General features: G+C 37.3%; 16 protein-coding genes. All 16 read right to left on the reverse strand.

The features are described 5' to 3' along the window. The coding region (locus QM419_RS04750; RefSeq protein WP_414278061.1) for an MBL fold metallo-hydrolase at positions 1–2,266 on the reverse strand (2,266 nt) is incomplete at its 3' end. Between the two features lie 68 nt (positions 2,267–2,334). Further along, positions 2,335–3,141, reverse strand: a complete 807-nt coding sequence (locus QM419_RS04755) for a LicD family protein (RefSeq protein ID WP_414278062.1) — start codon at positions 3,139–3,141, stop codon at positions 2,335–2,337. Next, entirely contained in the window at positions 3,142–3,945 is an 804-nt protein-coding gene (locus QM419_RS04760) for a LicD family protein (protein WP_414278063.1), read from the reverse strand. 9 nt (positions 3,946–3,954) lie between these two features. Then, positions 3,955–5,442 carry an oligosaccharide flippase family protein gene (locus tag QM419_RS04765; protein WP_414278064.1) on the reverse strand — a complete coding sequence of 496 codons (1,488 nt, stop codon included), beginning with the start codon at positions 5,440–5,442 and terminating at the stop codon, positions 3,955–3,957. Between the two features lie 135 nt (positions 5,443–5,577). After that, positions 5,578–6,615 carry a prephenate dehydratase gene (locus tag QM419_RS04770; protein ID WP_414278065.1) on the reverse strand — a complete coding sequence of 346 codons (1,038 nt, stop codon included), beginning with the start codon at positions 6,613–6,615 and terminating at the stop codon, positions 5,578–5,580. Then, entirely contained in the window at positions 6,608–8,074 is a 1,467-nt protein-coding gene (locus QM419_RS04775) for an O-antigen polysaccharide polymerase Wzy family protein (RefSeq protein ID WP_414278066.1), read from the reverse strand. Before QM419_RS04775 ends, QM419_RS04770 begins: the two co-directional genes overlap by 8 nt. A gap of 15 nt (positions 8,075–8,089) precedes the next feature. Further along, positions 8,090–9,076 (reverse strand): glycosyltransferase family 2 protein, encoded by a 987-nt coding sequence (locus QM419_RS04780; RefSeq protein WP_414278067.1) that lies wholly within the window; start codon positions 9,074–9,076, stop codon positions 8,090–8,092. Position 9,077: 1 nt separating this feature from the next. Beyond that, the gene (locus QM419_RS04785) at positions 9,078–10,181 is read right to left on the reverse strand and encodes a glycosyltransferase (RefSeq protein WP_414278068.1); all 1,104 of its coding nucleotides are present in this window, start codon (positions 10,179–10,181) and stop codon (positions 9,078–9,080) included. Next, the gene (locus QM419_RS04790) at positions 10,171–11,007 is read right to left on the reverse strand and encodes a LicD family protein (protein ID WP_414278069.1); all 837 of its coding nucleotides are present in this window, start codon (positions 11,005–11,007) and stop codon (positions 10,171–10,173) included. Before QM419_RS04790 ends, QM419_RS04785 begins: the two co-directional genes overlap by 11 nt. Before the next feature lie 141 nt (positions 11,008–11,148). Beyond that, positions 11,149–12,477, reverse strand: coding sequence for an LCP family protein (locus QM419_RS04795; RefSeq protein ID WP_414278070.1), 1,329 nt, complete (start codon positions 12,475–12,477; stop codon positions 11,149–11,151). Further along, positions 12,474–13,322 (reverse strand): prephenate dehydratase, encoded by an 849-nt coding sequence (pheA, locus tag QM419_RS04800; RefSeq protein ID WP_263393892.1) that lies wholly within the window; start codon positions 13,320–13,322, stop codon positions 12,474–12,476. Before pheA ends, QM419_RS04795 begins: the two co-directional genes overlap by 4 nt. Further along, on the reverse strand, positions 13,319–13,795 hold the full coding sequence (locus tag QM419_RS04805) for a shikimate kinase (protein ID WP_414278071.1): 477 nt from the start codon (positions 13,793–13,795) through the stop codon (positions 13,319–13,321). Before QM419_RS04805 ends, pheA begins: the two co-directional genes overlap by 4 nt. Continuing rightward, complete coding sequence (gene aroA / locus QM419_RS04810) at positions 13,788–15,071, reverse strand: 3-phosphoshikimate 1-carboxyvinyltransferase (RefSeq protein ID WP_414278072.1); 1,284 nt, start codon at positions 15,069–15,071, stop codon at positions 13,788–13,790. The genes QM419_RS04805 and aroA overlap by 8 nt, the downstream gene beginning before the upstream one ends. Before the next feature lie 89 nt (positions 15,072–15,160). Next, a complete protein-coding gene (locus QM419_RS04815; protein ID WP_414278073.1) occupies positions 15,161–15,499 on the reverse strand; it encodes a YlbF/YmcA family competence regulator in 339 nt (112 codons plus the stop codon). A gap of 11 nt (positions 15,500–15,510) precedes the next feature. Beyond that, complete coding sequence (locus QM419_RS04820; protein ID WP_414278074.1) at positions 15,511–16,614, reverse strand: prephenate dehydrogenase; 1,104 nt, start codon at positions 16,612–16,614, stop codon at positions 15,511–15,513. Positions 16,615–16,623: 9 nt separating this feature from the next. Continuing rightward, positions 16,624–17,790 (reverse strand): chorismate synthase, encoded by a 1,167-nt coding sequence (aroC, locus tag QM419_RS04825; RefSeq protein ID WP_414278075.1) that lies wholly within the window; start codon positions 17,788–17,790, stop codon positions 16,624–16,626.

A 17,790-nucleotide genomic window follows, 5' to 3' on the forward strand; every position in this document is an offset into this window, starting at 1 on the left:
GCATAGCACCGCTTGCGTTCAGGTAATAACGGGAACCATCAATCTCTTGAAACCCTGTTAACATGACTCCTTCTTTGTCTAGATAGTACCAGAGTTCCTTGTCTTTGAGCCAACCTGTCTTCATAGCGCCGTTGCTTGCGAAGTAATAATAATGGTTATCAAGCCATTTCCAACCAGTTTGCATAGCACCGCTTGCGTTCAGGTAATAACGGGAACCATCAATCTCTTGAAGCCCTGTTAACATGACTCCTTCTTTGTCTAGATAGTACCAGAGTTCCTTGTCTTTGAGCCAACCTGTCTTCATAGCACCACTGCTTGCGAAGTAGTAATAATGGTTATTGAGCCATTTCCAACCAGTTTGCATAGCGCCACTTGCATTGAGATAATAGCGAGAACCATTAATCTCTTGAAGGCCTGTTAACATGACACCTTCTTTATCTAGATAATACCAGATGTCCTTATCCTTGAGCCAACCTGTTTTCATCGCACCACTGCTTACGAAGTAGTAATAATGGTTATTGAGCCATTTCCAACCTGTCTGCATAGCGCCACTTGCATTGAGATAATAGCGAGAACCATTAATCTCTTGAAGGCCTGTTAGCATGACACCTTCTTTATCTAAGTAGTACCAAGTATCTTTATCCTTGACCCAGCCAGTTTTCATAGCTCCGGAACTAGCAAAATAGTTCCAATGACCCTCAATTAAGCCCCAACCAGTTTGCATGATACCATTTTGATTAAAGTAATAGGTAGTGCCGTTGATATTCTTTTTACCAACTGTTCGAATACCATCTTCATCATAATAATACCAGCTTGAACCTTGCTTTTGCCAACTAGACGCGCCACCTTCTGTTTGAAGAGCGCCACTACTTGCAAAGAGCATCTTCTTGCCATTAAAGACTTGTAAGCCAGTCAGCATTTTACCATCTTTATCAAAGAGATATTTTTGACCACCAATTTCAGCTAGTTCATTGTAGCGTCTTGCACCCGACCACGTGATATAGTACCAAGAGCCATCATGCATAAACCAACCGGTCCTCTGCATACTTCCATCTTTGTTTAGATAGTACCAGTTTCCATCTATTTTTTCTTTAGAGTCTTTCAGATGAAGCCATCTATCAGCCTGCATTTGCCCTTGCCCATTAAAGAAATAGTAGACGCCATCTATTTTTTTCCACCCAATTGCCATTTCATCATCAGATAGACGATATTTCCAGTAGCCATCTTCCTTATACCACTTTTCTGATACCGTAGGAATATCAGGGAAAGATTCTGATACATTTGAAAAACCACTATCGCTGATATCAAAAACCGTCGAATCTTTGGTTTCACTATAAGCTTTGATTATTTGTATATTTTTTTCTCGGAGCAAATTAGTCGTTGATTGACGATTGATGTCTGATCCACTTGTTTGGACAACTATACTAGGTGACAAATTTTCAATAAAGTTAACTGTGTTTGAAATTGTGGCATCATAATGATGATTCCATTTCATCATATCTACTTTACCGATTACAGGACCTAATCTATCTTCAGCTCCTTCAGCATTATCTAGATCTCCACCTAGATAGATTTTCTTACCAGCTACTTTCACCACAGCAACAATTGAATTAGAATTATCATCAAAGACTCTTTTTAATTTTCCATCAGGACCGTACTCATTTTTATAATTGTAGAGTTGGATATCCATATCACCCAATTTAAAACGACTATCCTGATCAGAAATATCTTGGACAAGAGTTACGCCACGTTCTAGAGCTGTTCTAACCGCGTTATCATAATTATAGAGGTTATCCCACAATCTCCACTGTGTTGTAATACGTTCGTCTGAATATTTTTTGAGATAAAATCTGTCAACAGGGTAGCGTTTTATAACTTCATCTGCAGTGCCAATATGATCACTATGAACATGAGTTCCTAAAACAAAATCTAATTTTTTAACACCAACCTGTTTTAAATGACGGAAAAGTCTGTCCTCTATTGTATCTTCATTTGCCCTACTAATTCCCCAACGATCTGGATAAAGTGGATTACTTCCATCTGGAAAATCATAGTCTTCACCCATATCAATTAAACCAAAATGTCCATTGCTTTCTAAGAGAATAGCATCACTTCCCGACTTTGATTTCAGATTTATAAAATGAATCCTATTACCCCCACCAGTAGAAATAGTATCAGCAAAAACAGGTTTCGATAAAGATAGTATCACTAAGGTATATAGAAGACAACTGTATAATATTAGATTTTTTATCTTTAAATTTTTCATATAAATTATACTTCCCTTTATTTAATTGAGTATTCTGTTTATTTTTCTATTTTTAAAAGTTTTGACGATTATTTTCTATAAGCCTTTATACTATGGCTATACCACTCTTGCATTTCTGTTGAGGGCGGTGTCATATAATCACCATACATCTGTGTTAAAAAGGCATCATAGTTTTTCGGAATCGGCAACATTCTTCCTTCAAACTCTGTCAAAATCAGTTCCTCAAAGGTTCCTGCCGGAAAGACTTCTTTCATTTTTTCTTTTCCAACTCCAACGGCCCCTTCATAAGCAGGATTTTCTATCACACTATTTTTTACTAATTGATCTATTTTCTTATAGAAGTATCTCGGATTAACAAGTCTAAGAGGATACCAAGTACACAAGCGAAGGAAATCTTTTAATTTGCTATCTCCGTGAACCGCACGTTCTTTCTTGATATAGGCAAGCTGACGCAAAGCAACATATTTATAACTCTTATCAACAATACTTAAATCTGAAAATTGATCGATTGGAAAGACATCAATGAACAAACTAGTGTCATGGCGCTTATATTTTACGTTATCTTCAATTACAGTTGATGTATCTAAAATAGCTGCAAAATTATGGAAATACCATGAAGAAGTATTGTAAGAAAGAACACGATAAACAGGATGATTATCCTCCTCAATCGCTTTTAATAGACGCTCATAGTCTTTTCTATACAGTGAGATATCGATATCATCATCCCAGGGAATCATTCCCTTATGGCGAACAGCTCCCAGCATGGTTCCATAGCTGAGGAAATAAGAAATATCATTTTTCTTACAAATTTCATCAACATAGTCCAAAATACCTAGTTGAATTTCTTTAATCTCATTTTTTTCTAAGTACTGCATTTAATCCTCCAATTTATAGGCTTCAAATTCGTGGATATAAACCTGTTTTTCTTTTGGTGGCAGAGTCATATAATCACCATAATACTGCTTCAAAATAGAATCGTATTGTTTCGGTGCTGAAAGCATCAGATGTTCAAAAGGGACTTCAATTAAATCTTCAAATACTTCTTTGGCAAAGACTTCTTTTTCCTTAAACTTGGAAGGAATAAAAGCGATATATTTACCATCTTTCACCCTATACTTTTGAATTTGCTGTTCAATTTGACTCGCGAAATAACGGGGAGAAATCGGACGAAGGAGAAACCAGAAGAAGGAACGAATCAAGTCTTTTAACTTACTATCTCCATAAACAATATTCTTATGCTTACTAAAGGACAATAATTTAAAGCTTTCCAATTTATAACAAACATCGATAACTTTAGCATCATTGAAAGAATCCATTGGAAAAATATCAATAAAAATCCCGGAATCATAGGTTTTTGTATTTCGTGTATCCACTATCTTTGTTGTAGAATCCACAACTTTAATAAAATTATTATAGTATCGCTCATCAGTTTCCAAAGCTAAAATCTTATACTTAGACTGCTCTTGATTAAATAACTGGATAAAGCGTTCGTAGTTATCTCGTGTCATAGAGAGGTCTATATCATCATCCCAAGGAATAAAACCTTTGTGACGGATAGCTCCAATCAAGGTGCCATAATTGATAAAATAGGCAATATCATGTTTCTTACAAAAAGAGTCAATATAGGCTAAAATGTCAAGCTCGATCTGCTTAGCTTCTTCAATGCTTAATTTTCTCATCTAATCCTCCTAAGATTTTTTTATACGTCTTTTAAGCGAGACAAAATGTCCTAAAAACTCATAAAAGATACTATCTTTTGTCCAAACAAGTAAACCAATATAACTAAGAGCTGATAAGACCATGATAATCAGCATATTAATCAAAAAAGGTAGGTTGATAACCATCTTGACTGGATAAATAGCATTGACCAAGAAATAGATAGGAACAAATGTCAATGCGAAAAGTGAATAACGTACAGTATATTTGAAGATATGTCTTAAACTAATTAGTTTTTTCTTATGAATAAAGATAGCATAAAGTATTAGGAGAAAACTTTCCGATAACATGGTAGTAATTAGATAATACTCTGGTGTAATAATATTATTAAAGTAGAGAAGACTATCAAGCACTAGGTTCAGTCCACCAGCAAATAAGGTATAAACTGTGATTCTTTTTTCAAATCCATTTGTAAAGAGAATTTGAGATCCTAAAATCGTATCTAGGGCAAGAATAATGGTGCGAAAAGCAAAGAGGGATGTTAAGATACCACCACCAATATATTTTTCACTCCCATATAAAAGTATTGCTTGAGGTCCTAAAATCATCAAACCAAAACTAAGTGGAATGATGAAGAAGTTGAAAATGCGACTTCCGCGATTTACCAAATTTACATACTCTTCTTTTTTTCCAATACCTAGATAGTAGCTCAAGCGAGGAACACTGACTCCAATCGCACCCGTAACAACACCTGCAATAACCGTTACAATCCGTTGTGCCATCGTATAGTAACTGACGTTCACATCAACACCCGTCTTTACCAAGAATAGACGATCAAGGAAGGTAAATAACATATTGGCATTGGCAAAAATCAACATGGCTGTCAAAGGTAGGAAAAGTGGTTTAAACTCTTCTAACGAAACCTTAACAAACTGAATATCTCTCTTAATCCAAAAATAACTAATGAGATAATTGATAAGAGTTGAAAGACTCATAATCAGTGTATACACAACAATGTCATGCTCATTTTTTACAAACATGAAGATGGATACCAACATGAGAACACGTATGAAAGCTGTTTTATAAAATAAAAAGCTATAATTTTCAAGTGCCTCATTGACCCATTCGATGGAGAAGATTTGAGCAATTAGTTGAACACCCATTACCAAAAAGATCTTTTTGATGACAGGATTACTATTAAAGAATAAGGGATAGGAGAACAGATAGACAACACTTGTCAAAATCGTACAAGCTACACACAAATAAAAAAGGCTTGAAAAAACTTTATTTAATTCTTTTTTATTATCTTTTACATTACTAATAGCACGAAGCCCGTAATTATAGACTCCATAGGTCGCAAAAGGCAAGAAAAAAGACAGAATAGTATCGACAGAGTTAAAATAACCATAATCTGTACGATCTAAAACACGCGCTACATAAGTACCCGTCAAAATTGGGAAAATGATATTTAAAACACGAATACCCATATAAGCTAGGGCATTTAATTTAATACTTTTCATTCAATTTACCTCGTCGATTTATTATATCATAAAGTTAGTTAAAAAGCCTATTCAGCTAAGAATTCTATTTATTCCCTCAATGGTGAATAAAAAGAAGACCTTTCAGTCCTCTTTTTATTTTTATGTAAAACGATTTTAGAGCGCAAAAGCGATAACACCTAAAACTGAACGATTGAGATTTCTCACTTCTTGCATACTTTCTTCAAATTTCTTATAGCGAGTGACACCATATTCTTCTACGAAAAGTACATTCTCAAATGCTAAAAGTTCTTTGATATTCTGCAAATTAACAAATTGAACTCCTTCAAGATTCAACTTGTATTCTGACTTCAATTTATTCAAGATATGCTTATCTGAACTTACAATTGCTAATGGTTGGCCTTGGCACACATAACTTAGGAGTTCAGAAAGATTTTCAAGAGTTGTGATAGTTGAAACGAAATCTACTTGATAAGCAGAAAAATCACCTGCACGATTGATAGTTGGATTAAAGAGATATACTAGGATATTTGCTAAAATAACTAAGACTACACAGAGGACACCAATAATCACTAAGCGTAAAATAAGATTTTTCAAGTTAAATCCAAGAGCAACTTCTCCATTCGGAGTCAATTCTGTAGAGTTGACCGTTTCAAGTTTCTCAATCTTAACATCTGTAAAAGTAGACTTAAACTTATCAATCAAAGAGTCAAATTTACTCTCAAGGAAATCATTTACTTCCTTACTTGGAGTTAAAATTTTAACAGTTACACCTGCATCATCAATTAATGGATTGATCGTTAATTTTTTTGTCCAATAGTCACTTGCAGAATTCTTCAATGCTGTTTCTGTAGTATCTAAATCTTTTGCGATTTCTTTCATCTTATCAGAATCAACATCATTAAACAGAAAGGCACCATTGAGATTACCATCAATTAGTTTTGCATAGAAGTCACTATAGCCACCAACTTGATGATTTAAAATTGTCTTTGATGATTCTTCTGGAGCAGTTATCTTATAGGTAATATAAGTTGAATAGCTAGTAGAATCTTTGACTGTATTTTTACTTTTAACAGCTTTTAAAGTAAATGGTACAGCTATGAGAGCAAATAAGGCTAGTAAAGCTAGCAAATTCACTTTACGTTTTTTATAAAGATTTGCGAACAAATCAGCTACAGAATAATGTTCAAACATGTATTTCCCCTTTTTTGATTAAGTGATGATTTTCTTTTGTAAGCATTTTTGCCACGAAAATGATAATAAGAACAATTCCCCAGAATTGCATTGTAAAAAGATTAAAGAAACTTTCTGAGAAGCTACTTCTAGGCATAAAGAATAAATTATTCAAGATTAGCAAAGATAATGCAAATAAGATTGTTCTTGAGCGATATGCCACTTGCAACATAGCTATAAAGAGCATACCAAGTAAGATACTTAGTAGAAATAGTCCCAACATACCATAATCAGTATACAATTCCATGATATAACTACTTCCAATACCATGGCCTCTTAAATATTCTTTATTTAGAACAAGATAAGATAAATTGTGGGCATAACTATTACTGTCAATCGCTAGTTCAATACTATTTGTCGTATGTTCAAATGGTTTGGCACCAAATATGATTCCGATACTACCTCTCGCAAAATAGTCAACAACCGGACCAAAAGTGAAATTTCGGAAGTCTCTATAAGGAAGACTACTATTGTACAGGAATCCTCTAGCTAAAACTCCAAAACTAGTTCCTTGTTTATAAATGAAATCGAGTAATAAATCAAAAACTCCACTATGGGACACTTGAGCATTATCACGAACATAGTTTAATGCTCCCATCGCAAGCATGAGAACAGGTGTTCCAAGATAAATAGCCATTTTTTCTTTGAAACCGATCCATTTACCTTTCTCCGTTTGTTCACGCATAAAGTAGTAAACAAAGGCAAAAATCAAACTTAGAATAAAGGGATTTCTGGTACCAATTACTAAGTGAATCAAGTTAGCCGCGATATAGGCAACTAAAACCATTGTCGCATGTGACTTTTTAGGTTTGGTTGCTAAGTAAACACACATGGCATAAACCGTGAAAGTCGATAAGATATAGGTAAAGTAGGGCAATTGACTTTCAAAATTTGCATAATAATTGTAATAAGAAGTTTGCAAACGGTATAGCAAGCGCTCAAATAGTCTAAGAAAATAAAATGGATAAGTGAGTAGAAATACACTCAATGAAACAAAACGTAATTTTTTTATATAATTGATATTTACTGTTTTTTCTACTTTTACAGGAGTCTTGCTTTTTCGAGCAAGATAATAATTCGCTATAAAGCCACCTATAGTCAATCCTAAGATAGAAACAATGACAACTAGGAAAGCAAATCGATAAGCAATTGGTTGATAGGTATCTAGCGCTCCATCTCTAAAATAATCAATGGTGGGTCTGGATACCAAAAATATAAAAATTGTGATAAAGAATATAAAGTGAATCAAATAGTATTTAATATTATTCCAGCAAAGTAGCAGACTGCTAATTAAGAGCAAAAGCAAAGTTGTCAGAAGTCCTACGTTGTTACTGGTAAACAAATAAGTGATTCCACTTATTATGGTTACGATATAGCTTAGAATCGTAACCGTTAGCAACATTCGTTTGCCATCAACCATCTCAGCCCTCCTTTTCTAATTAATTTTTTTCGACTGCTCAATATTTTTGAACAATAATATTCTATACAATCTTACATTTACAAATAATGCTAAAGCACTAATACGTCTTCCTTTTCTAAAAATGGTATTTTTGAAAATAGCAAAGGCATGTTTTTTCAAATAACGATAAATTCTTGGATAGTCTTTAAACTCTTTGAAATTATCATCTAAGAGCATCTTATCTAAAATAAAGAAATGCGCATATGCAAGTCTAAAGAAAGCTACTTCTGTTAAGCTTGGATAGTTTTTAACCACTTCATTATAAAATTTTTGATAAATATCAATGTAGGCTAAATCTTTTTCCGCATATGGTTTGGTAGTAATACTGTCTCCTCGGTGGAAATAGTAATAGTATGGTTTGGTATTAACTACATACTTTTTAGCTACTTTAATGAGATCAAAATGATAGTAGGCATCTTCATAAATCAAGCCTTTTGGAAAAGTTAACTGTGCTGCAATTTCCTTTTTGATGAGTTTGTTACAAATAGTACCAGGTATTTTCTCACCAATTAAATATTCTCTAAGGAATGTTTCGGTATCACATACAAAATAATCATCCTGATTTTCAGTTTGCGGACTCTCACTATTGGCATAGACATTCATAACCCCACAGCTGGAAACATCCGCATCTTCTTTGATTAATTGTTGATATAAGCTAGCAATCATTTCAGGATGAATATAATCGTCCGAATCTATAAAAATAACATAGTCCCCGTGGGCTTGCTTCAATCCATCATTTCGAGCTTGAGATAGTCCTTCATTTTCTTTGTGATAGACCAAAACTCTTTCATCTTGCTCAGCAATTTGTTCACACAAGCGACCACTTTCATCTATCGCCCCATCATTAACAAGAATAATTTCGAGATTTTTATAGGTTTGTTGCTGAATGGATGCTATTGATTTTTCAAGGTATTGCGCCACATTATAGACTGGAACAATGACACTAATTAATGCAGTTTCCATGCTACTCCTCTATTAGTTTTTCTACTTGTTCAATTTGTTTAGCAATTGTAAACTGTTGAATAAATTGGCTAGCCTCATTAACATCAAAGCTTGATACACCTGTCATGTAGTTATCAATCGCTTGAGCTGCCTCTTGATTACTATCAATGACTTTACCAAATCGACCTTCCTGAGATAATTCTTCTGCTCCGCCAACCTCGGTAGATACAAAGGGAACCCCTAGACTCAAGGCCTCAACATAGACCCCAGGAAAACCTTCCTGTTTGGACATGGATAATAGGACTTTCATATGAGAGAGATACTGATAAGGGTTCTTTTGATAGCCTAAAAAATGAATGTAGTCTTCAAGTTGGTATTCTAGCACTCTTTTTTTCAATTCACTTTCCATCTCTCCAGCACCTATAAAGTAGAGGTGATATTTCTTACCTTGTTGGTGCAAAAGTCGTATAACTTCTACTACTCGGTCAGAACCTTTATTTTCCTCAATACGTCCAATGGTACAGATACTTTGAGGAGCTATGTCTATTGCTACTTTCTCTTTTGATTTTTCTAAAATACTTTCAAAATCATAACCATTATAGACTGTAGTCAATTTCTGTGAGTATTCCGTATAAACTTCTCTGATAGAATTGCTGGTTTTCTTTGAAATCCCCACAATCGTATCAGCAGCATCCAATTGTCGTCTATGAGATTCACGCTTTGATCTATCTGTTAAGAATTCTTCAATACTTCCATGAATCCAAGAAATCTTCTTCACTTCTTTTCGTTTAGAAAATAAAAGAGGAGGATTCATGATTGTAAAGGAAACCTCTACATCATATTGATATTTTACAAGTAAACGTCTTGTAAGTCTCGGAAAATAAATTCTCAATCTCCATAAAAGCGCTCTTAACCATCTTGGTTGGCGATAATCTTGAAAAGCTTTTAAAATTTTTACATTTTCAGGAACAGATTCGTATCCTTTATCAAAATGTTCCATTTCAAGAATGTCAATATCATACTTTTCCGGATCTAAGTTTGAAACAATCGTTGAAAGGATTTTTTCTGCACCTCCACCTAGAGAGAAGGACCACATAAAAAATAGAATTTTCTTCTTATCCACCATATTCTCCCTTATATTCTGTGTAGCTCTTATCCATATCAGCGATTACAGCATCGTGGTGAGGTACTTGCTTGTCTGCCGGCGGTGGTGTCATATAATCACCAAAAGCCGTACTGAGATAGGCATCATAACCAACTGGAATAGGCATCTCTGTTCCTTCAAAAGGTAAGAAAATATTATCTTCAAAGGCCTGAATTGGATATTTCTTCTTCATGTAGCCTGGACCTGAACATAATTCTGTGATACCATCACTTTCAGCTAATCCATACTTGGTCATTTCTTTCTCAGCCTTTTTCCAGATACGATAGCGAAGCGATTTAGGAGTCAACCCTAGTAAAATGGTACTACCCCACTTCATGAGAGCTCCATGCTTTTCTGGAATGGTTTGTGCACAAAATAGAGAATAAATCAAAGCCCAGCGGACTTGTTTCTTGCGCTCTACTGGATTTTTAGGGTAGTAGTCCAAGGGAAGAACATCCAAAGCCAAGCCGTGGGGAAGATCCAAATCTTGTTGATAAGGCTTTATACAAGTCGTCTCCTTATCGCGAATGGTGATAAAGAGGTTACGGTCTACATAGTCTTTAGAACTCTTTGATAGGAAGTAACGCTCATCCGCATATTGAGGCCATAACTCTGCTAGTTTTTCATAGTCCTTTCGTGGCATAAAGAAGTCCAAATCATCATCCCAAGGTATGAAACCTTTATGTCGTAAAGTTCCAATAGCTCCTCCGCCACACAAATAACAGAGCAAGCCATGTTCTTTACAAAAAGCGACAAAATATTCAGCCATTTCTAAGCTACGGGCTTGAATTTCCTTTAAATCACTCATCTCATTCTTTTCCTCTTCTATAGAATTACATCATTTTATTATACCAAAAAATGGTCAAAAAATCCATCTGGTTATGTAAAAAATCAAAGCCTGAGACATCTATTTTATTAGATGTTTCAAGCTTTGATTTAGTTTTTATTATCATCTAAATCCCATTTGAGCTAATTTTTTCTGATAGGCTTCTTGGTCAATACGAAGTGACTGACCTCCGTAGACATCATAGTCATCTACCCAGTCTCCAAGTTCCGGTACTGTTAGTCTTTCAATACCGTTCTGACCTCCCTCAAGAACTGATAAACCATTGGTCAATAGGAAGGTATATGGAATATTTGTAGATGTCATAGCGAATACTTTTCCAAGGGCTTCTGAACCTGTGAAAAGTTTTGTAGGATCCTTAATTTGCTGTAAAACAGCTGTCATGACTTGTTGCTGTCTACGAGTGCGTCCATAGTCCCCTTCATCGTCATCACGGAAACGTGCATAGTTGAGAAGAGTTGAACCATTCATTTGTTGCGTCCCAACTTTAATAGTTTGTGTTGGCGATTCAGATTCTGTGGCATGCAAGTCATCACCAACTGTAGCTTCTGTAACCGGAACTCCGTTTAGGGTTGAAAATTGAGCATCAATGGTCACACCGTCAGGGAAAAGCGTGTCAATGGCAGTCGCAAAGGCTTGGAAATCGACAAGTGCATAGTATTTGATATCTAGGTCAAAATTATCTTTAAGGACCTTACGCACCATTTCAGCCCCTTGTTTTCCTTCTTGTTCCCCCAATTCGTAGGCCAAGTTCAACTTGTGATCAGCCTGTTTTTGTCCGTTAATAACTTGGCTATAACCATCAATATAAACTAGGTTGTCTCGCATAAAGCTTACAAGCTTAAGCTTTTTATCCTTACCACTTACATTTAAAACCATAATGGAATCTGTCCGTGTTTCTGCACTATTCTGTCCAATACGGCCGTCTGTTCCTAAAATAAGAATATTGACACCATCTCTTGTATCCTGTCCATTGAAGACTTCAACTTGAGCAGCCTTGGCATCTTTTGACCCACTTGAGCCATTCGGATTGGCTGATTGGAAACCTTTCAGGAACATGAAAATCATTCCTACTGCAGCACAAAGCAACAGCATTCCTAACCAAGCAAGTATGCGTTTAAATCGAAAGACTCTTTTTTTCTTTGGTTTCTTCTGCTTAGGAATCTTGGCTTTTGGTTGAGGTGGACTACTACGTCGACTAGCTCGGCTACGATTTGTATAACTCGGTAGACCTGTATTAGATTCCGTATAGTCCTGATAGTCTTGATTTTCTGCTTCTTCTACGACAACTGAACGAGCTTCTTGTTGACCATCCAGCTTAGCTTGTAAAAAAGCAAACTCTCTCTTTTCTTTCTCATTCAAATAATGAATATTTTTCAAGAGATAGTCATAGCGTAATTTTTCATGGTGTGTCAGAGGATTTTCTCTAGTCATTCCTTCTCCTTCCCTTTATCCTGTATGGTATAGATAGGGTAAGCTCCAAGTATTTTATACTGGATACCAATCGTTTCTAGTTCTTTTTGAGCAAAATGGACCAGTTCTTTATCAGTATAAGCGACATCAATGATAAAAAAGTATTCCCCCAAGGCAGTTTTTAGGGGACGACTCTCAATCTTCGTCAGATCAATTCCGCGCCAAGCAAAGGTAGAAAGCGCTTTGTATAATGCACCTGGAAGATTATCCGGCAAGGTCAAAGCTAGACTCATCTTTTCAGAACCTGGACTCAAAGGGATTTGTGGTAAGTTAAGCCCCAAAACCCAAAAGCGAGTGAAGTTGGCTTCCATTTCCTGAATATCTTGAGCAATCAGTTCTAAACCATATTCTTCAGCAGAGCTTTTTGGAGCAATAGCTGCAAATGGTTGATCTGGATGTTCGGAAACGTACCGAGCAGCATAGGCTGTACTTGCCGTTACTTCTAATTGAGCGTCTGGAAAATGTTCATCGATAAATTTCTTCCCTTGGGCTAATGCCTGCGGATGAGAAAAGATTTTCTCTATTTTAAACTGTCCTGGTACTGCCATCAGCTGTTGATGGATTGGCTGAACAATCTCTGCCACAGCTTGAATGCGAGCCTGATGGAAAAGATAGTCTAGGGTCTCATGAACACTACCTTCAATAGAATTTTCAACTGGCACTACTGAATAGTCTACCAAACCTTGTTCATAGGCCTTGATAACGTCCGTAATATTTGAAAAAGGCTCTAGTTCCTCATGTGGAAAAGCCGTCTGCACAACATGGTGCGAAAAAGATCCTTTGGGACCTAGATAGGCAATTTTCATTTCAGTTCCTCTATAATTTCCTCTGGGCTTAATCTTGATACATCAACAATCTGACTAGCCACTTCCTCATACCAGATTTGTCTTTCATTAAAAATCGCTGCCAAATCTTCCTTACTATTGTTTAGAAATAGGGGGCGTTGATTGTCCTTATCGGCTGAAATACGCTGATAGAGAGTCTCAAAATCTGCTTTTAGATAGATATTCTCTGGATTTTGCTTGAGTAAGTCTCGATTACGTGGCGAAATAACAATCCCTCCACCAGTAGAAATAACTTTATCTGTCTTTAGCAGGTCAACTAGGACTTCTTCTTCTACCTGACGAAAGGCTACTTCCCCTTTTTCTTCAAAGAAACGAGCAATCGACATCCCCAGGCGTTCTTCAAGCAGAGAGTCCATATCGACGAAGTCAGATGCTAAATTTCTAGCAATGGTAGATTTTCCTGCCCCCATAAATCCTAGTAAAACCTTAGCCATGAATCAAGGTCTCCAAATCATCAAAGAAGCTTGGGTAGCTAGTATTGATAGCTTCGGCACGATCCAATTCGACCTCTCCATCTGCAACTAAAAGAGCTGCAATGGCTGTCATCATGCCGATACGGTGGTCCCCAAAGGTATTGACTCTGGCTCCATGGAGAGCAGTTTTCCCTTTGATAATCATGCCGTCTGCTGTAGGAGTAATAGCTGCTCCCATGCTATTTAAAGCATCAGCAACAACTTGAATGCGGTCAGTTTCTTTAACCTTAAGTTCTTCTGCATCTTTGATAACCGTTTGCCCTTGAGCTTGGGTAGCTAGGAGCGCAATAATCGGCAATTCATCAATTAAGCGCGGAATCAAAGCTCCACCAATCTCGGTTCCTTTGAGGTCTGAAGTTTCGACAGTTAAGGTTGCTGACTTAGCAATTGGATCAATATCAGTAAGTTCTAGTTTCCCACCCATAGCACGAATAACATCGATGATACCTGTACGTGTTTCATTAATACCGACATTCTTAAGCACCACACGAGAATTTGGAACAATCAAACCTGCGACTAACCAAAAGGCTGCACTAGAAATATCTCCAGATACGACAACAGTTTGCCCACTTAGTTTCTGTGGTCCTTGGACTGTGATTTTCTTACCATCGACACTCAAGTCTCCGCCAAATTGACGCAGCATATCTTCTGTGTGGTTACGAGTGCACTCCTTCTCGATAATGACTGACTGTCCTTGAGCCTGCAAGGCTGCAAAAATCAAGGCAGACTTGACTTGAGCAGAGGCGATTGGCAATTCATAATGAATAGGTGTTAAATTTTTTGTACCTTTTAAGTGCAACGGTGGCAGGTCTCGCTCTGTCTGACCAGAAATGCTAACTCCCATTTTTTTCAAAGGAAGAGTTACACGGTCCATAGGGCGTTTGGAAAGACTATCATCTCCAAACATCTCCACTTCAAAGTCTGCACCTGCAAGGACGCCTGAAATTAAACGAATAGAGGTCCCAGAATTACCCATATCTAGAGCATTTTGAGGAACTTTCAAACCATCCATACCGACACCTTGAATGGTAACGACACCATCCTTGTCCTCAATCTCAACGCCGAGGTCGCGAAAAACTTGCATAGTTGACAAGACATCCTCACCACGTAAGATATCATAAACCTTGGTCTCTCCATCAGCTAAGCTCCCAAAAATGATAGAGCGATGACTGATGGACTTATCCCCTGGTACTCGAATGCTACCATTCAAATGCTTAACGTTTGTTTTTAACTTCATACTAGACCTCATACTGACAATACTTTTTCTTATTTTATCATAAAAAGTCAGAAATTTCTTAAAAATTCCTGACTTTATGAGGTAAATTCTTATTTTAAAAGTTCTGAAATTGGTTCAAAGACAATTTTTTCAATATCAGAAAGGTAGATAGAAAGTTGTTGCTGTTTGGCAAAGAATTCTGACAAGAGAGAGTTGCCTTGAATCTGTTTACCAAAGCTTTCCATTTTTTCTTGGAAAGAAGCGTCTGGAATTTGACCAGTTTGTGCCATAATTTGGATTTCATGCTGAAAAGCAATATAATCCGCAAAAATTTTGCTTGCTTCTGCATCTGCTTGGATGGCATCTCTAGCTTCCTTAACCGCCTTGTATTCAGGCAATTCGCGTAGTCCACGACTAAGTGCATTTGCACTATCATAAACATTTGACATAATTGTCCTCCTTATTTAATTACGACTGTGTAGTCAGTATTTTCTGTAATGACTTGCTCAGCACGTTTTAAATCCTGAGCATTCTTAAATGAAATTTGTAGAATCCCGTGAACATCCTCACGGTTTTCCTCATTGATATGGATATTGACCAAAGAAGTTCCTCTTAGCAATTCCAAGATGCGCAAAATCACATCTTCCTCATCGGGAACATCTACATAAAGGTCATAAGAGCTATCTACGCCTCCACGTTTGTGGATTTCCATAGCTTGACGTTGCTCACGCGCTTGATTGAAAAAGTTCCAGATTTGGTTTTCATCACCTGCACTGATAGCTTGTTCAATCTCGCCCAAACGGCCCTTGAAGTCCTCGATGCGTTCAATAATGGTCTCTCGATTGGATAAGAGGATAGAAGCCCACATGCCTGGCTCGCTTTCAGCAATCCGAGTCATATCACGAAAACCACCTGCCGCAAACCGTCGCGCCATTTCGTGCTCTTCAGCATAAGTGGCAGTTTGTTCCATCAAGCCTGATGCTAAGATATGCGGAAAATGGCTAATCTGAGAAGTCACTCGGTCATGCTCTTCAGCATCGATTTCAATGAAACGAGCATGAAGACCTGACAGCAAGTCTTTCATTTCTTCGAGCGTATCCGGAGTTGTCAGACTAGATGGCGTGAAAATATAATAGGCATTTTCAAAGAGGTTGACATCGGCAGAGGCCGCTCCTGTCTTATGACTACCTGCCATAGGATGAGCGCCAACAAAGCGAACAGACTTATCAGCAAAACACTTCTCAGCTGTAGATACGATAGCTGACTTGGTCGATCCAGCATCAGAAATAATGACACCTTCTTTTAGTTCCAAAGTTGCCAATTCTTGTAAAAAAGCAATGGTTTGCTTGATTGGCAAGGTAAGAATGATGATATCTGCAAGGGGAGCGAAACTGGCAAAGTCATCCGTCGCTCGGTCAATCATTCCTCTCTCCAAGGCAATATCTCTAGACGCTTGACTACGATTGTATCCTAAAATCTCATAATCAGGATGGTCCCGCTTGATTCCCAGTGCCATCGAAGCACCAATCAAACCCAGTCCTGCGATATAGATGGTTTTTGCCATAAGAACTCCTTAATAATTCTTTGTATACTCCCGATGTTTTGCAACAGCTTCTTTTAATTCTTCCAGATTATCTGAAGAGAATTTCTCAAGGATTTCTTGAGCCAAGACCGTTGCTACGATTGCCTCCATAACGACGCCTGCTGCTGGAAGAGCAGTCGGATCACTTCTCTCTACTGTTGCTTTATAAGGCTCATGGGTTTCAATATCAACGCTCATCAATGGTTTATAGAGAGTTGGAATTGGTTTCATAACCCCACGGATAATAATCGGTTGACCATTGGTCATACCACCTTCGAAACCTCCAAGATTATTAGTACGACGAGTATAGCCATCTTCTTTAGACCATAGGATTTCATCCATGACTTGGCTACCCTTGAGATAACCTGCTTTAAAGCCTAGTCCAAATTCCACACCCTTAAAAGCATTGATCGAAACAACTGCTTGAGCTAATCTTGCATCTAGTTTTCTATCCCATTGGACGTATGAACCCAGACCAACCGGAACACCACCGATAACCGTTTCAACAACACCACCGATGGTATCTCCATCACGTTTGATTTGGTCAATATAGTCCTTGATTTCCTGCTCACGTTCTTGGTTAACGATAGAAACTTCTGACTGGGCAGCTAGTTTTTTGATCTCTGCGACTGTTAAGTTTTCTGGAACATTGATTTCCTTACCACCAAAGACAACAACATGGTTAGCAATTTCGATATCAAGCTCAGCTAAAAGCCGCTTGGCTACTGCTCCAACTGCCACTCGCATGGTCGTTTCACGGGCAGATGAACGTTCCAAAGAATTTCGCAAATCATCAAAGCGGTATTTGATGCCCCCAACCAAGTCTGCGTGACCTGGGCGAGGATGAGTGATTTTTCGTTTACTTTTGAGTTTGTCTTCAATATCCTCGGCAGACATGATATCTAGCCATTTTTGATGATCCTTGTTAATGACATCCATGGTGATTGGAGCCCCTGTCGTCTTCCCGTGGCGAACACCAGAAGTAAAGACAACTTGGTCACTTTCAATCTTCATACGTCCACCACGACCGTAACCGCCTTGGCGACGTTTGAGATCCTCATTGATATCTTCTGCAGTCAAAGACAGTCCTGCAGGAATTCCTTCAATAATTGCTGTCAGACGAGGACCATGTGATTCTCCTGCTGTTAAATATCTCAT

Source organism: Streptococcus infantis (assembly GCF_047464715.1).
In the GTDB taxonomy this organism is placed as follows: Bacteria; Bacillota; Bacilli; order Lactobacillales; family Streptococcaceae; genus Streptococcus; species Streptococcus infantis_S.

What these genes read in the sequence shown, in the direction of transcription:
- QM419_RS04755 (WP_414278062.1), bottom strand. Translation starts at nt 3,141, where the DNA reads ATGCAGTACTTAGAAAAAAATGAGATTAAAGAAATTCAACTAGGTATT.
- QM419_RS04760 (WP_414278063.1), bottom strand. Translation starts at nt 3,945, where the DNA reads ATGAGAAAATTAAGCATTGAAGAAGCTAAGCAGATCGAGCTTGACATT.
- QM419_RS04765 (WP_414278064.1), bottom strand. Translation starts at nt 5,442, where the DNA reads ATGAAAAGTATTAAATTAAATGCCCTAGCTTATATGGGTATTCGTGTT.
- QM419_RS04770 (WP_414278065.1), bottom strand. Translation starts at nt 6,615, where the DNA reads ATGTTTGAACATTATTCTGTAGCTGATTTGTTCGCAAATCTTTATAAA.
- QM419_RS04775 (WP_414278066.1), bottom strand. Translation starts at nt 8,074, where the DNA reads ATGGTTGATGGCAAACGAATGTTGCTAACGGTTACGATTCTAAGCTAT.
- QM419_RS04780 (WP_414278067.1), bottom strand. Translation starts at nt 9,076, where the DNA reads ATGGAAACTGCATTAATTAGTGTCATTGTTCCAGTCTATAATGTGGCG.
- QM419_RS04785 (WP_414278068.1), bottom strand. Translation starts at nt 10,181, where the DNA reads ATGGTGGATAAGAAGAAAATTCTATTTTTTATGTGGTCCTTCTCTCTA.
- QM419_RS04790 (WP_414278069.1), bottom strand. Translation starts at nt 11,007, where the DNA reads ATGAGTGATTTAAAGGAAATTCAAGCCCGTAGCTTAGAAATGGCTGAA.
- QM419_RS04795 (WP_414278070.1), bottom strand. Translation starts at nt 12,477, where the DNA reads ATGACTAGAGAAAATCCTCTGACACACCATGAAAAATTACGCTATGAC.
- pheA (WP_263393892.1), bottom strand. Translation starts at nt 13,322, where the DNA reads ATGAAAATTGCCTATCTAGGTCCCAAAGGATCTTTTTCGCACCATGTT.
- QM419_RS04805 (WP_414278071.1), bottom strand. Translation starts at nt 13,795, where the DNA reads ATGGCTAAGGTTTTACTAGGATTTATGGGGGCAGGAAAATCTACCATT.
- aroA (WP_414278072.1), bottom strand. Translation starts at nt 15,071, where the DNA reads ATGAAGTTAAAAACAAACGTTAAGCATTTGAATGGTAGCATTCGAGTA.
- QM419_RS04815 (WP_414278073.1), bottom strand. Translation starts at nt 15,499, where the DNA reads ATGTCAAATGTTTATGATAGTGCAAATGCACTTAGTCGTGGACTACGC.
- QM419_RS04820 (WP_414278074.1), bottom strand. Translation starts at nt 16,614, where the DNA reads ATGGCAAAAACCATCTATATCGCAGGACTGGGTTTGATTGGTGCTTCG.
- aroC (WP_414278075.1), bottom strand. Translation starts at nt 17,790, where the DNA reads ATGAGATATTTAACAGCAGGAGAATCACATGGTCCTCGTCTGACAGCA.